Here is a 14,699-nt window from a genome sequence, read left to right as displayed (position 1 = left end):
GTCGAAAACCCATCTACCAGGGGCTTCACCCGTCTGTCAGCCCAACCGCCCCTCCTGGCCGACAGGTTGGAAAGAGCTCAGTGGCTCCTGGAACCATGGCTTCGTCAGCGACAGCCGTGTCAGGAGCCATGCATGGGAACGTGGGGAACGGGTCCGTTCGACAGCGACCTCGCCGCGGACTTCGTCGATGCGCTTGAGGGACTCTCCCACCAGCAGGTCATCGGCGTGCTGGAGCGGGCCTTCCAGCGATTCACCGACTCGGGAGAGCGCGTCGATGGCAGAAACGGGGCCAAAGCGGTTGCCGCCGGCGCTCTTGTCGCCGGCACCCTCCCCGACAGCCCTCTTGTGATTGACCCCGATGACGGCCCCGGGCAACCGCTGCCCGAACTGCCGGCCCCGCTTCGCGCGTCGGCGAGACTCGCACTGGACAGGGTCCTCCGGGACGGATCAGAGATCGCGACTGGCTGGGTGGACAGCGCCGACGCCGATCAGTGGCGCCAGGAAGTGCGACAGATCATCCACGCACTCGAAACACCCGCTGATCACTCATCGTGACCGCTGCGCGGAACTCGTGCCAGAACCGCTTGAAGTGAACGAAGCCAAGCGTCCGCATGCGGTAGGTGTCAGGGTGCGGGGACCGGCTCGGGTCCCGGGAAGTCGCCGTTTCGCGGGTGTCGAGGGCGGGTTGTCGGCCAGGGCATCGGTATACCGGTGACTTCAGGCCGCTCACCACAGGGAGAGAACCGTCATGACGCTGCAGCGGATCGACAACATCGGCATCGTCGTCGAGGACCTGGACGCCGCCATCGCCTTCTTCTCCGAGCTGGGGATGGAGGTCGACGGCAAGGCACAGATCGAGGGGCTTTTCGCGGACCAGGCCGTCGGGCTCGACGCGGTCCGCAGCACCATCGCGATGATGCGGACGCCCGACGGCCACGGCAAGCTGGAGCTCGTTCAGTACCACCATCCCGCGGCGGGTCTCGACGGGTCGCACAATCCGCCGCCGAACACCCTGGGCATGCACCGGGTCATGTTCGCCGTCGACGACATCGACGACACGATCGCCCGACTGCGCCGCCATGGCGCCGAACTCATCGGCGAGGTGGCGCAGTACAAGGACGTCTACCGGCTCTGCTACCTCCGCGGCCCCTCGGGCATCATCCTGGCCCTCGCCGAGCAGACGGGCTGACGGGCTGACGGGCTGACGGGCAGCCTTCGCGACCGGCGGAGTGGGCTGCGGCGTCGGGTCAGGCTGACTTGCGGCGCCTGAGTGCGACCAAGGTGATGCTGCCGATCACGAGGACCGCGGCGGCGATGCCGGCCGGTACGGCCAGGGTGCTCAGGAGCGAGTCGCCGTCCTTCGCCGACGGTGCCGGAGCGCTCGTGGAGCCGTTCTCGCCGGTCTCGCCGTTCTCGTTCGTTCCGGGCCGCGCGGGGCCCTGGGCGGCTGCGTCGCCGAAGAAGTACACCGGACCGTTGTCGGGGCGCGCCGTGCCGGAGATGTCCACGGTGAGCGAGATCGGGACGACGATGCCCTTCGCCTTGTCGTCCGGCTCGGCCACCTGTGCCTGGATGTAGTAGGTGCCGGGCACGTCGTAGCCGTCGGGGTCGCTCTTCGAGTCGTCCGGTGCGGTGATGTCCCACGGCCCGCAGACCCGCTCGAAGTGGCCGGTCTTGCCCGCGAAGAGTTCGGTGGAGTCGTGGTCGTCGTTGCAGAGCGTCGCGTTGCGCTGGGCGTTGTAGACGGTGACGGTCCATCCGGTCGGGGCGGAGTGGGGGAAGTCCGCCGGGATGTCCACGCCGCCCTTGACGGTCAGCTTCTGGCCTGCCTTCACCTCCACCCGCCAGAACGGGGCTTCTCCGACGGCGATGGACTGCCGGTGGGTTCCCGGTCCGATCGGGGTGGCGCTGTTGAAGGAGAAGCCGCCCTCGGCGTCCGCGCCGGTGCGGGGCTCGGGGGTCCGTGCGCCGGCCTTCCGGGTGGCCGCGTCGGCGATGCCGACGAGCAGTTCGACGGGCATGGGCTTGTCACCGGCCTCGGTGATGTCGTTCTCGACCTTGATGCAGCCGGTGTCGTCCGGCGCGGGCGTTTCGTTGTCCGGTCCGGGCTTGCTGCGGCCTCCGGCGGAGATGATGTTCGCCCAGCCCATCGACTGCTCGAACTCCCGCAGCCAGGCCCGCGGTTCTCCCTCGCCCGCGGGCCCGGCGGAGGCGTTGAGGATGGAGCCCCGCGAGTACCCTTCCTCGGCGACGGCGGTGGCGCTCACCTGCAGGCGCTGGTCGGGCCGCTTCTTCACCTTGTAGTAGAGGTCGCGGCCTCCGGTGAACGCGTCCAGGTACTGGCCGGGCGCGACGGCCGGGGCGTCCTGGCAGCCGTTGCGGGAGCCGTCGACCGGTGTGCCGGTGGCGTGGTAGGTGCGCCACGCCGCGCGGAACAGGGTGCCGAGGTTGGCCGTCAGGGAGTCGGCGTCATCGGCGTCCGCGTACGAGCCGCCGGTGACGTCGGCGATGCACTTCAGCTGTGCGCGGGCCGACATGGGCGTACGGAAGCCGACCACGTCCACGGCCAGGTCGATTCCCTGTGCCGTGAGTTCGCGGGCCACCTCGCAGGGGGGCGGCGGCGCGCAGGTGTCCTCGCCGTCCGAGACGAGGATGATGCGACGCTTGCCGCCCGTCCCGCTCTTGTCGAGGTCCTTGGCGGCTTCGCGCAGCGAGACGCCGATCGGTGTGAAGCCGACCGCCGTGAAGCCCGCGACCTGCTTCTTGGCGTCGTCGCGCGCTGCCTGGTCCATCGTCGTCACGGGCCGGATCGCCTGGGTGTCGGCGCAGCCCTTCTTCTTGTCCTGCCCGGGATACGTGGCCCCGTAGACGCGCATTCCCAGCGGGGCTTCCGCGGGGGCGGTGTCGATGATCCGCGTGACCGCCTGCTTGGCGGCGGCGAGCCGGGTCTGCCCGCCCGCGTCGTTCTCGTTCATCGATCCCGACAGGTCGAGAACGAGCTCGATGCGGGCCGGGGCCGCCTCGGGAGCGCCGGGTGCCGCCGGGGTGGCGTGCGCGGTGGTCACCGGCGACACGAGTGCGGCGCATATCAGTGCGGAGGCGGTGGCGAGCACGCCGTGGCGGCGTGGTCTGGCAAGCATGAGGGTGATCTCCGGAAGGTGGGTTCTGTCGACTCGGGAGCCGAAGGCTGAACTGCCGTGCGGGTCAGCGGTCTTGTCGGACCGCTGGAACCCGAATCCTTCGACGATAAGCAGAAGCGAACGGTTCCAACAAGCAGTAAATGTCATGCGTACCAGGCTTCTTGGCCGGTTCTAGGAGGAGTACGTTTCGATCGCAACCATGTTTCCTCTTCCGAGGGAAGAGCGGCGTTACGCTGCTCCCATGATCGCGGACGGAGCCACGGACAAGGGCAGCGTCACCACGGTGCGCAGGGTCGGGGAGACGATCCGGCGGCCCGCCGGCGCGTGGACGCCTGCGGTACACGCTTTGTTGCACCATCTGGAAGCCGTGGGCTTCACGCGAGCTCCGCGCGTCCTCGGCATCGAGGGCTGCGGAGGCGAGCTCATCGAGGCCTCCGAAGGCGCCGAGGAGGTGCTGTCGCTGGTGCGCGGCGAGCCCGCGTTCTCCCCCTGGCCGCCGGTGTTGCGATCGATCGCCGGAATCGGCGAACTGGGCTGCTGGCTACGGCAGTACCACGACGCGGTCCGGGATTTCCGCCCGCCCCCCGGTGCACGCTGGCAGGGCCAGGAGGACGGCTGGAGGCCCGGCATGGTCATCCGGCACGGCGACCTCGGCCCGTGGAACTCCGTCTGGAACGGGGAGCGGCTGGCCGGCTTCATCGACTGGGACTTCGCGGCGCCGGGCCACGCCCTCGACGACCTGGCACAGCTCGCCTGGTACGCCGTGCCGCTGCGCCCCGTCGAGCAACAGCGGAGAGCGGCGATCGCCGGTACGCACGCCCTCCGAGACCGCCTCGAGGCGCTGTGCGCCGCGTACGGGGCGCGGCCGGCGGAGGTTCTTGACGCCCTCGACGGCCTCCAGGTCCGCGAGGCCCGGCGCATCGAGCGACTCGGCCGCCAGGGTCAGGAGCCCTGGGCGACGTTCCTGGCGCGCGGTGACGTCGGCGAGATGGCGGCCGAGCGGTCCTGGCTCAGGTCGCGACGCGGGGTTCTGCTCGGCGGTTCCGGCGGCTGAGTGCGCCGCGGACCTGGGGCTGAGCGCGCTATGGCCGGCCGGTCGGAGTGGCGGGGGTACCGGTAGTCGTCACGGAGTTCGGGGATCTCGTGGGCCCGGCGGGTCGTGGCCGGGCCGCGACCCTGATCCGCGCCCGGTGGTGCGCAGCAGGAGCAGGGCGGTGTCGTCCGTGTGGCCGCCGTTGGGCCAGGCACGGCGGATGAGGCGGTCGATGAGGCGTTCGACGTCCTCGTCGCGGCGATGGGCGAGATGCTCGGCCAGGTGCGCGGCGGTCCGGTCGGGGTCGGTGCCGGGCACTTCCACGAGTCCGTCGGTGTAGAGGGCCAGGGTGCTTCCGGTCGGGAGGGCGAGGTCGGTGACGGGGTAGTCCGCTCCCGTGTCGATGCCGAGCAGGGGGGCGGGGTCGAGCTCGACGACCAGGCCTTCCTCTCCCGGCCGGTGCAGGAGGGGTGGTGGATGGCCGGCACTGGCGAGCTCGGCTCGCCCGCGGGCGAGGTCGATCCGTGCGTACAGGCACGACACCAGCAGATCGGCGCCCAGGCCCGTCAAAACGCGGTTGGTGTGGGCGAGTACCCGGTCCGGTGGGGCGCCTGCGGTGGCCCGGACGGCCGTGCGCGCCTGTCCCATCAGGGCGGCGGCGGCGACGTTGTGGCCCTGGACGTCACCGATGACGGCGGCGACCGTGGTGTCGTCGAGGCGGATGACGTCGTAGAAGTCGCCGCCGACGTCCATGCCGTGACTGGCGGGGAGGTAGCGGGCGGCCATCGTGAGACCGGGCACGGCGGGGAGGCTGCGCGGCAGCAGCGATTCCTGGAGGCCCAGGGCGACGCCTTGCGCGGCGTCGTACAGTCTGGCACGGTCCAGGGCCTGCGCGACCAGACCCGCGAGGGAGGTCAGGACCGCTCGCTCGTCGGCGGTGAACGTGTGCGGCCGGTCGTAGGAGAGGATGCAGCAGCCGACGGGCCGACCGGAGATGAGCAGCGGCAGGAAGGCCCAGGCGCGTTTGCCGCTGAGCACGGGGGCCTGCGGGAAGTCGCGGGACATCTCCTCCACGTCGGCGAAGAACGACGGGATGCCCGTGGCCAGCACGCGGCCGGCGGGAGTGACGTCGGTGCCCAGGGGCAGGCCGTCGAGACGTTCGATGGTCCGTTGGTCGTAACCGTGCCAGCCGGTGATCTTCAGGCGGCCGGCCTCGGCCGCGGAGAGGACCAGGCCGTCCGCCCCGAAGGCGGGCAGGACCTGCCCGGCGACCAGTTCGACGACGTCGCTGACGGCCACGGTCTCGGTGAGGGCGGACGCCAGGTGCAGGAGCTGGTAGAGGCGGCCGCTGTGAGCGGTCCGGGACGCGCCGGACGTGGTGCCGACGGGCTGGAAGCCGACGGACTCGGAGCCGACGGACACGGGGCCGACGGACACGGGGCGGTCGTCGGTGGGGAGGTCGGGTGGGACGGCGGGGAGGTCGGGTGGGTCGGTGGGGATCTGACGGCGGTCGTTGAGGGCCGGGCGGGGGCGGTCCGGCGTGGGCCCAGGGCTGTCAGGGGCCGCATGAGGACGGGCGGCCGCAGACCCAGGGGTGATGCGGACGCTGATGCCGCTGGCGTCGGGGTAGAGCTGGAAGCGCAGCGGGCGGTCCGGAGGGTGCAGGGCGGTGAACTCGACGGGTTCGCGACTGATCACGGCGGTGCGGTAGCTGTCCTCGACGGCGGGCTGGTCCAGCCACGGCAGGGAGTGCCAGGGCCGGGTCCCCAGCAGTCGGTCGGCGGTACTGCCGAGCAGGGCGGCCGCCACCGCGTTCACGAACGTGATCCGGCCCTCCAGGTCCAGAGCCAGCGTGCCTTCGGGCAGCCGCTCGGCGTAGTCCGCGGCCGCCTGCGGGCTGCGGTCCGCGTACGCGTGGGGCTGGGTCAGCGGTACCCGCCGGGGCTGCTCGGGCGCCCGCGGCGGGTCCGGGGACAGCTCCAGTACGTGGGCGATGCGCCGCGCCTCCGCGGCGATGTGGCCGCGTTCACGGCGGCTGGCCCGCTCCGGGTGGGCGGCCGGCCACAGCAGCACGAGGCCGCCCCAGGGGCGGGAGCGGCCCGGCAGCGGTGTGGCCGCCAGGGCGAAGCGGTACGGCAGGCTCGCCGCGACCCGGGGGTACGTGCGGACCATGTCCTCCTGGGACCCGACCCACACGAGCCGGTTCTCCCGTACGGCGTCGCTGATCGGCACCGCACTGGTCAGCGGGATCCGGTGCCAGGGCCAGGCCACCTCCTCCGGCAGCCCGCACAGCACCGCCAGCCGAAGCGTCCGCGTGGCCTCGTCCAGGAGGTAGACGACTCCCGCGGAGGCGCCGGTGTGCCGCACGGTGTCGGCCAGCGCCGTGCCGAGCAGCCCCCTTTCGTCGGGCTGCTCGCCTGGGCCGGGTGCCACAGTGCGCATATCAGGACCATACGCCGACGAGCCCGGCCGATCGCGCTGGTGGCGGGCCGGACGGCCGCGTCAGAGGACGGCCAGGCGGGTCACCAGGAGTTCCACCCTCTGCTCCGCGTGTTCGCGGGGCAGCCGCCCCGCGCGGGTGAGGGTGGCCAGGCCGTGCAGGGACGCCCAGAACAGTTCGGTGAACAGGCCCGGGTGGACGCCGTCGCCGGCGACTTCGCCTAGGGTTTCCCGCAGGGCCGCGAAGGCGTCCTTCAGCGGCTCCGGGGTGTCGTCCTCCCGCGCGAACGCCAGGCCGCCGTCCAGCTGGAACATGGCGTCGTAGACCGCCGGGTTGCGTTCCGCGAAGTCGAGGTAGGCGTGGGCGAGGGCGCCGACCTGAGCGCGGAGGCCGTCCGCGGTGGAGGCCGCCGTCCGCAGGGCCGCCGCCAGCTCCGCGGCGCCCTCGAGGGCGACCGCGCCGATGATCTCGCGCTTGCCGCGGAAGTGGCTGTAGAGGACGGGCTGGCTGTACTCGATGCGCTCGGCGAGGCGGCGGGTGGTGACCGCGTCCCAGCTCTGCTGCTCGGCGAGTTCGCGTGCCGTCGCGACGATGAGGCGCTCGCGTTCCGCCCGTTCGCGCTGCTTGCGTCCCTGTACCGACATGATCCGATTCTAGCGCCGCTAGACAATCGAGCGACAGCAGCAATGGCGTTGCCTCATCAGCTAGCAATGCTGGATTCGGCACGTCGGAGGTCGTCATGCTCAACGCGCTCGAGGTCCTCGCCATTGTTGCCGTCGGCCTGATGGTGAGAGCGAGCCGAGGTCATACGATCCGTATATGGCGACACGACTCGTGCAGATCAACATGAAAGCTCACGACGACTCCGCGCTCGGCCGGTTCTGGGCGGAGGCGCTCGGCTGGGGGGTCGACAGCGAGGCACCGGGCGTGACGAATCTCGAGCCCGTCGGCTTCGCCTACCCCGATCCGACGGCCGTCTGCATCGACCTCGTCGCCCGCCCGGAACCCAAGACGGTGAAGAACCGGGTGCACCTCGACCTGGCCACCACCTCGCGCGCCCATCAGGCGCAGTTGGTCGAGCGCCTGACGGGCCTCGGCGCCACCCTCGCCGACGTGAGTCAGGGCGACGTCCCCTGGACGGTCATGGCGGACCCGGAAGGCAACGAGTTCTGCGTCCTCGAGCCCCGCCCGGTCTACCGCGACACCGGACCGATCGCCGCCGTGGTCGTCGACTGCACCGACCCGCGACCGATGGCCCGGTTCTGGGACGAGGCGATGGACTGGACCCTGCACGAGGTCACCGACGACCAGGCCACCATGCGCTCCGCCAAGGGCGTCGGCCCGTACCTGGAGTTCGTCCACACCCCCGACACCAAGACCGTGTGGAACCGCGTCCACCTCGACGTCTCCCCCTACCCCGGTGACGACCCGGCAGCCGAGGAGGCGCGACTTCGGGCCCTGGGCACCACCGATCCCGGTATCGACCGGTCCGCGATCTCCTGGACGGTTCTGGCGGATCCGGAGGGCAACGAGTTCTGTCTCCTCTCTCCTCGGTGAGCCGGACTCGGCAACCCAGCTCCCCCGCGCTGCCGTTCCTCCGCGTTCCACAGCCAACGGCGGTCTCGGAAACGGCTCGGACGCGAACGGGCCTGGCCGCGGGACGCTCGCAGCTGGCAGTATCCATGGGATGCTCCCCACCCTTCAGGTCGGTCCGTACACCGTCATCGCACTCGCCGACGGCGCGGGGCCCTTCTTCTCACCGCGGGAGGAGGCGTTCCCAGGGGCCGGCGCCGAACAGTGGGCGGCGGCCGACCGGTTCGATCCCGGCGCGCTCGACGCCGACGGCCGGTGGTGGCTCCAGTTCCGGGCGTTCGCGATCCGCAGCGACCTGGGGGTGACGCTGGTCGATGCGGGGATCGGACCGGCCGGCAGCCCGGCCGCCGCCTGGGCGCCCGTGCCCGGGGCGCTCCCCGCTTCGCTGGCCGCCGCGGGCATCGAGCCGTCGGACGTGGACACCGTGGTGCTCACGCACCTCCACACCGACCACGTGGGCTGGGCCGTCGTCGGCGGCGAGCAGGCGAGGCCCTTCTTCCCGAACGCCGCGTACGTGTTGCAGCGGGCCGAACTCGACGCGATCGACGCGATCAATCCGCAGCTGCGGTCCTCGGTGATCGATCCGCTCCGCACGACCGATCAGCTACGGCTGCTCGACGGTGACGCGGTCCTGCGCGACGGCGAGCACGCGTTCGCCACTCCTGGTCACACTCCCGGACACCAGAGCGTGCTCGTTGAGTCCGGGCGCGAACGCGTCGCCGTCACCGGTGACCTGCTCGTCCACGCGATCCAGCTGCTCCACCCCGAACTCGCCTACGTCCACGAGGCGGACCCCGCGCAGGCGAGGACCTCGAGGGAGCAGGTGCTCCGCGAGCGGGCCGCCGGGGCCCTGTACCTCGCCACCCCTCACCTGACCGAGGCGTTCATCGCCCACTGACGCGTGCCTTCGCCCGCCCGGGGCCTGGCCAGGGCGGCCGAGCAGGCCCGCGCCGGGCGCCGAGCGTCCGGCATGATCCGCGTGATCGGCATGATCGGTGCGGTCGGCGCGGTCGGCGCGGTCGGCGCTATCAACGCGATCGGTCGAACCCGCCTCTCCGTTCCGGGTCATGACGGTGCTGACGCCGGGTTCGCGGGACCGTACGCGGACGACGGTCCGGCGCGGACGATTGCCTGGTCTCCTCGCGGGCCGAACGGGTGGAGGATCTCCGCCGCGTTCGTGTCGGCCGGGCGGTGCAGGGGGCTGAGGGGGTGGGCGGGGCGGGGCCGAGCGGGCAGTGGGGTCGTGCGGCGCAGAAGGCCGGGCAGTGCAAGGGAGTTGACAGCCACGCGGCAGGGCAGCAGAGTCACGGCAGGTGGACACGAATGATCTTTCCCCTGCCGAGCTGAGGGTGTGGCACGCCTTCCCCCGAGGGGTCCCCGTCGACCTCCGTACGTCCGACGACGAGGACGCGGCGGACGGTGCCGGCTGGGGTCCGGAGCGGACCGTGCGCGCCGAGGTGCTGCGGACTCTGCTCCTCGACGGCCCGCTCCAGGAGACGGAGATACCCGCCCTCAGACTCGCCGGCGCGCGGATCACCGGGCCGCTCGACCTGGCGTACGGCACCATCGAGCACGCCCTGCACCTGAACGGCTGCTACTTCGAGGAGACGCCCCTCCTCCTCGCCGCCAGGCTGCGCGAGCTGAAGCTGAAGGGCTCCGTCCTGCCCGGTCTTTCCGCCTCCACGATGCACGTGGAGGGCACGGTCCACCTTTCCGACTGCCGGTTCGCCGGGCTCGTACGGCTCGGCGGGGCGCGGATCGACGCGGCACTGTTCATGGACGGGTGCCGGATCGTCCCGCCGGACACCACCGAGTGGCCCGCGCTGCGCCTCGGGCACGCGACCATCGGCGACAACTGGTACGCCCCCGGCCTGCGGGTACGCGGGGAGGTACGGCTCAGCGGCGCCTCGATCGCCGGCTCGGTCACCCTCGACAACGCGGTGCTCGACCACTCTTCCGGCGCCGCCCTCGACGCGCGTACGCTCACCGTGGGCAGCGATCTCCTCATGCGGCACGCGCAGGTCCAGGGCTGGATCGGCATGCGGGGCGCCCGCGTCCCGGGGCGGCTCGATCTGTCGTACGCGCGGTTGTCGGACCCCGGCGGCACGGCACTGCGGGCGAGCAGCTGTGCGATCGGCGAGCTCTGGCTGCGCAAGGGGCCGCCCATGGAGGGCGCCCTGAACCTGCGCCGCTCCCAGATCGACGTCCTGTTCCTCGAACCCGACGTGCTGCCGGACGAGGTGATGCTGAACGGTCTCGTCTACACCACGCTCACCCCGCACGAGCCCGCGGAGCGCCGCCTCCCCATGCTGCACAACGAGAGCGAGGGGTACCTGCCGCACGGTTACGAACAGCTCACCGGGGCCTTCCTCAGGGTCGGCGACGACCACGCCGCGCGCGTCGTCCAACTCGCCAAACTCCGCCGGCACCGGCGCACCCTGCCGTGGCACGGCCGGATCTGGGGGTACCTTCAGGAAGCCACCGTCGGCTACGGCTTCCGTCCCCTGCTCGCGGGCTTCTGGCTCCTGTCCCTGCTGGCCGTCGGATCGGTCGTCTACGGCCTGCACCACCCGCCACCGCTCAAGCCGGACGAGGCACCCGAGTTCCACCCCGTGTTCTTCACCCTCGACCTGCTGCTCCCGGTGATCTCCTTCGGCCAGGAGCAGGCCTTCGCCCCACGCGGCTGGTACCAGACGCTCTCGTACGGCCTGGTCGTCGCCGGGTGGGTACTGGCCACCACCGTCTTCGCGGGCGTGACCCGCTCGATCAGCCGCGGGGCCGGACCTGGGGGCGGGGCCTGACGGGCCTGGCGGGTCTGGCCGGCGTTGCTGGTCTTGCCGGCCTTGCCGGCCTTGCCGGCCTTGCTGGTCTGACCAGCCCGACGGGCCTCGCGGGGTTTGGCACGCGGCGGGCGGCGGGCAGCGTGCAGTGGTTCTACGGTCCGGTCGGCTGTTCCAGACGCCGGAGTTCCTCGCCGGTCCGTTCGGCGGTCCGACTCGCCTCGTGCAAGGCGCTCTGTGCGCTCTTCGCCGCCCTGCCCTCCTCTGCCGCGGCCGCCTCGCCCTCGAGCTCGGCCTGACGGGCCTGCTCCAGCTCCCGCTCCAGGCGGCCGACCCGTTCCGACGCTTCATCCCGCTTCGCCGCGGACTCGCGCTGCGCCTGCCGTGCCGCGTCGAGTTCGCGCTCACGGCGGGCGACCTCGCTGGCAGCCTCCTGTGCCGCCGCTCGGGCACGCTCGAGTGCACGCAGCCGTTGCTCCTCCTCGCGGCGCCGCTTCGCCGTGGGTGTGGGCTTCTTCGGTGTGGGCTTCTTCGGCGGGGGCTCATCAGGTGCCGGCCTGGGCTTCTCCGCCGCCCCCGCCTTCGGCGCGGACTTCCGCGCCGGGGTCGGGCGGACGGGCGCCCCCTCCGGGGCTACGGCGGCGAATCCGACCGCCGCCTCGGGTACCTGCACCAGTCGTCCCTTCGCCCACAGCTCGGCGACATCCGGATGGGCGAGCACGCCGTGGAGAATCTGCTCGATCTCGCGCAGCACCGTGTCGCTGACCGGCTGCCCCGTCTCCTGGGCCAGGACGGCGGCTTCGTGGGCAAGCGCCGTGACGAGCTGGTGCCGCCGACGGCTGGCGGTTCGCAGCTGTTCGGCATCGAGGGTGCGGTGTGCCGTGCGGAGGGTCTCCCCCAGCGTCAGGAACTGCCCCGCCTCCTCCTTGCGCTGACGGGCCAGGCGATTCGCCGCCCACGCGGCGAGCGGAGGCCGGCGCAGCGCGGCGATCTCCTTCGCGGCGGCGGAGTCCTTCGCTCTGCGGGCCTCGGCGACGTAGGCGTCCCGCGCCGCGGTGAACTCCGACGGCTTGAGCCCGTACAGTTCATCGGCGATCCGCTCGACATCCACCCCTCCACTGTGCGCGGCCCGCGCCGTGCCGGGGCGACCGCGCGACAGGGAGTACGCCGGACGCGTGCCCGCGTCACCCGCGGGTGGGAGCAGGGCCCGGACTCCCGGCCGAAGCGACGCCACCACGCCGGCCAGTGCGCCGCGCGGGAGATGGTCCCGAGCGCTCTTCGATCATCTCGTCGCTTCCGCAGCGATGCCCGGCTCCGGCCGCGTCCGCATGCCCCAGCGGGCGAGAGACGGGCCGGCAGCACCCAGCGCCGCGAAGAACAACGCCAGCAGAAGCCAGCCTGCCGTTCCGAGGCCGAGCACCACCGTGGTGAGGATCGCGGGGGCGAGAGCCTGGCCCGCGTTGAAGCCGAGGCCGAAGACACCCTGGTACTGGCCCAGGGCGTGGTCGGGGGCAAGGCCGAAACCCAGGGCGAAGGCCGCCGAGGACTCCCAGACCTCTCCCAGGCTGTGGACGAAGATCGCCGCCAGGACCAGACCCGCTGCCGCCCAGACAGGGGTGTACGCCGCCAGCGCCATCATCGGACAGCTGACGAGGAAGAGCAGCCCAGCGGTGCGAAAGGCCCTGCCGCCCTCGAACGGGGTCTCGATACGGGAGCCGATCCTGGTCTGCATCAGGACGCAGAAGGCGGAATTGACCGCGAACAGTGCGGCCACCGTCCACCGCGGCGCTTCGGTGTGCTCGGAGATCCAGATCGGCAGGAGCAGGGAGACCACGGGGTACTGCAGTCCCATGGCCCCGTACAGGGCGGTGAACGTCAGGAAAGGACGGTCCGCGAAGACGAGCCAGCGCCGCTGCTGCGGCGGCGCCGCCAGCACCGGATAGCGGGGCAGCAGCAGCAGAAGCATCGCGCACAGGGCGAAGCTCGCCGCGTTGCCGAGAATCAGCGTGACATAGGCGCCGCGGGTGTCCGCGGCCAGCGCCAGCCCGGCGCCCAACGTGCCCAGAATGACACCCAGGTTGACGAAGGTGCGCAGCTTCGCCCGGAACACGGCGGGTCGCTCGCCCCCGACCCGAACCACCAGAGCCCCCCACGCCGCCCCGCCGACCGCCGCGGCGATCTGGTCGACCGTCGCGATGATCGTGAGCGCGGCCCAGCTCTCGACGAGGACGAGGGCCGCCATGGACACGGCCTGGACCGCGAAGGCCAGCATCATGGTCACGCGCGCGCCGCGCCGGTCAGCGAGATGCCCCCCAGGTATCCCCGCGCACAAGCCGATCACTCCGGCGATGGTGAGCGCGGCGCCGACCTGTACCGCAGGCAGGCCCACGACCAGGGTGAAATAGAGCGCCGACGCCGCGTTGAACAGACCGTTGCCGACCCGGTTGACGAAACTGGCGGCGACCAGCACGCGCTCCGGCCCGCTGTCCCCCGCCATCCGGCCTATTCGACCTGCCAAGCCGCCCTTGATCATGAACCGCAGGCTACTGAGGTTGAACTCGTGGTGTCGTGCTGCTGATCAGGCGGGCCTGATGACCAGACCGGTCTCGGCGAGGCAGCCGTCTATGAGGTGGCTGCGGTACTGGATGTGCCGTAGGCCGCGTCGGATGCGTTGGACGAGGTGTTCGGGGGTACTGAAGGCGACGTTGGAGAGCCAGCCGCGCCGTAGCAGTGACCAGATCCCTTCGACGGGGTTGAGGTCGGGTGCGTAAGGCGGCAGGTAGTGGATGGTCAGCCAGTCCTGGGCTGCCGCCCATTCCCGCAGGTCGGCGGCTTTGTGGACGTTGAGGTTGTCCCAGACGAGCACGATCGGGCCGCCGAGCTGCTGGTGGGCGGCGATCAGCAGGTCTCGGTAGTCGCGCCAGGAGAAGCTCTTGCGTCCGTCGCGTCGGCCGTCGTCCCGGCGGGGCCGGTAGATCAGCCGGGACCGGTGCCCGGGTTTGTAGCAGGTCAGCGCGGCGATCGATACTCGTCTACGGGACCGGCCGCGGACCCGCACCACCGGGGTCCGGCCGCGCTGGGACCAGGTCTTCGCATGCGGCGGCGTCATGGAGAATCCGGCTTCGTCCTCGAAGACGAGCCAGGCTCCGCGCGCCGCCGCGAGTCTTCCGCGCAGGGCCACACCTCCTTGACCCATCCGGCCACCGCCGCGTCGTCCCGCTCCATCGCGCGTCGGGCCGGCACCTGACAGGACCAGCCGTTACGCACCAGCAGCTTGCGCACACCCTGAATCGTGTAGGTCAGGTGGAAACGCCTGCCGATCACCGTCTTGACCCGCGCCAGCGTCCACCGCTGGTCCTCCCAGCCATGCGAGGCTGGCCCCTTGGCAAGCTCCGCCTCCAGCTGAGCGAACTGCTTCTCGCTTAGCCTCGGCAGCGACGCCGGCCCCTGCGACCGCAGAGCCCGCGGACCGCCCTCATCCCACGTCCGCCGCCACCGCTGCACAGAGCGGACGCTGACCCGCAGGTCCTTGGCGATCACCGCACTCGCCTCGCCCTGGGCGAACCGCTCTGCGGCCTTGAGCCGTAACCCCTCGCGGAACTGCTGCCGTTCGGCGGTCAGCCCGCCCCCTTGTGGATACCGCATGCCTCCGGTGATACCGCAGCAGACGACCAGCCGTCAGCCCCTGCGACACCACGAGTTCAGCCTCAGTA

Annotated in this window: 12 protein-coding genes; 6 read left to right on the top strand and 6 right to left on the bottom strand. The window is 71.6% G+C overall.

The window, feature by feature from the left end; translation table 11 throughout:
* Positions 1-132: 132 nt before the first annotated feature.
* Together ESG85_RS28315 and ESG85_RS28310 are read left to right on the top strand one after the other, a co-directional pair.
* Positions 133-555 (top strand): DUF4259 domain-containing protein, encoded by a 423-nt coding sequence (locus ESG85_RS28315; RefSeq protein WP_128984028.1) that lies wholly within the window; start codon positions 133-135, stop codon positions 553-555.
* Between the two features lie 193 nt (positions 556-748).
* Positions 749-1,189, top strand: a complete 441-nt coding sequence (locus tag ESG85_RS28310) for a VOC family protein (protein ID WP_128984027.1) — start codon at positions 749-751, stop codon at positions 1,187-1,189.
* A 58-nt stretch (positions 1,190-1,247) separates the two neighbouring features.
* Here the strand turns inward: ESG85_RS28310 and ESG85_RS28305 are convergent, their stop codons facing one another.
* Positions 1,248-3,140, bottom strand: a complete 1,893-nt coding sequence (locus ESG85_RS28305; RefSeq protein WP_164986338.1) for a vWA domain-containing protein — start codon at positions 3,138-3,140, stop codon at positions 1,248-1,250.
* Positions 3,141-3,381: 241 nt separating this feature from the next.
* Here ESG85_RS28305 and ESG85_RS28300 point away from each other — a divergent pair, with 241 nt between their 5' ends.
* Complete coding sequence (locus ESG85_RS28300; RefSeq protein ID WP_128984025.1) at positions 3,382-4,194, top strand: phosphotransferase; 813 nt, start codon at positions 3,382-3,384, stop codon at positions 4,192-4,194.
* A gap of 69 nt (positions 4,195-4,263) precedes the next feature.
* Here the strand turns inward: ESG85_RS28300 and ESG85_RS28295 are convergent, their stop codons facing one another.
* Together ESG85_RS28295 and ESG85_RS28290 are read right to left on the bottom strand one after the other, a co-directional pair.
* The gene (locus ESG85_RS28295) at positions 4,264-6,615 is read right to left on the bottom strand and encodes a SpoIIE family protein phosphatase (protein ID WP_128984024.1); all 2,352 of its coding nucleotides are present in this window, start codon (positions 6,613-6,615) and stop codon (positions 4,264-4,266) included.
* A gap of 60 nt (positions 6,616-6,675) precedes the next feature.
* The gene (locus ESG85_RS28290; protein WP_128984023.1) at positions 6,676-7,257 is read right to left on the bottom strand and encodes a TetR/AcrR family transcriptional regulator; all 582 of its coding nucleotides are present in this window, start codon (positions 7,255-7,257) and stop codon (positions 6,676-6,678) included.
* A gap of 175 nt (positions 7,258-7,432) precedes the next feature.
* On the opposite strand from ESG85_RS28290, the gene ESG85_RS28285 reads away from it, so the two are divergent.
* The 3 genes from ESG85_RS28285 (at position 7,433) to ESG85_RS28270 (ending at position 11,007) form a co-directional block, all read left to right on the top strand.
* Complete coding sequence (locus ESG85_RS28285; RefSeq protein ID WP_128984022.1) at positions 7,433-8,170, top strand: VOC family protein; 738 nt, start codon at positions 7,433-7,435, stop codon at positions 8,168-8,170.
* Between the two features lie 130 nt (positions 8,171-8,300).
* Positions 8,301-9,104 carry an MBL fold metallo-hydrolase gene (locus ESG85_RS28280; protein ID WP_128984021.1) on the top strand — a complete coding sequence of 268 codons (804 nt, stop codon included), beginning with the start codon at positions 8,301-8,303 and terminating at the stop codon, positions 9,102-9,104.
* A 415-nt stretch (positions 9,105-9,519) separates the two neighbouring features.
* Positions 9,520-11,007 carry a membrane-associated oxidoreductase gene (locus tag ESG85_RS28270; RefSeq protein ID WP_128984020.1) on the top strand — a complete coding sequence of 496 codons (1,488 nt, stop codon included), beginning with the start codon at positions 9,520-9,522 and terminating at the stop codon, positions 11,005-11,007.
* Between the two features lie 133 nt (positions 11,008-11,140).
* On the opposite strand, the gene ESG85_RS28265 is transcribed toward ESG85_RS28270, so the two are convergent.
* The 3 genes from ESG85_RS28265 to ESG85_RS37045 form a co-directional block, all read right to left on the bottom strand.
* Positions 11,141-12,097, bottom strand: coding sequence for a hypothetical protein (locus ESG85_RS28265; protein ID WP_128984019.1), 957 nt, complete (start codon positions 12,095-12,097; stop codon positions 11,141-11,143).
* 171 nt (positions 12,098-12,268) lie between these two features.
* A complete protein-coding gene (locus ESG85_RS28260; protein ID WP_128984018.1) occupies positions 12,269-13,519 on the bottom strand; it encodes an MFS transporter in 1,251 nt (416 codons plus the stop codon).
* 45 nt (positions 13,520-13,564) lie between these two features.
* A protein-coding gene (locus ESG85_RS37045) for an IS630 family transposase (protein WP_425471196.1) occupies positions 13,565-14,631 on the bottom strand; the annotation gives its coding sequence in 2 pieces (ribosomal slippage) (positions 13,565-14,185 and positions 14,188-14,631; 1,065 coding nt in all).
* Between the last annotated feature and the right edge of the window lie 68 nt (positions 14,632-14,699).

This window comes from Streptomyces roseicoloratus (genome assembly GCF_004117935.1).
GTDB lineage: Bacteria > Actinomycetota > Actinomycetes > Streptomycetales > Streptomycetaceae > Streptomyces > Streptomyces roseicoloratus.
Note: the sequence above shows the minus strand (reverse complement) of the source record. Positions and strands in the feature narration are given on the sequence as shown.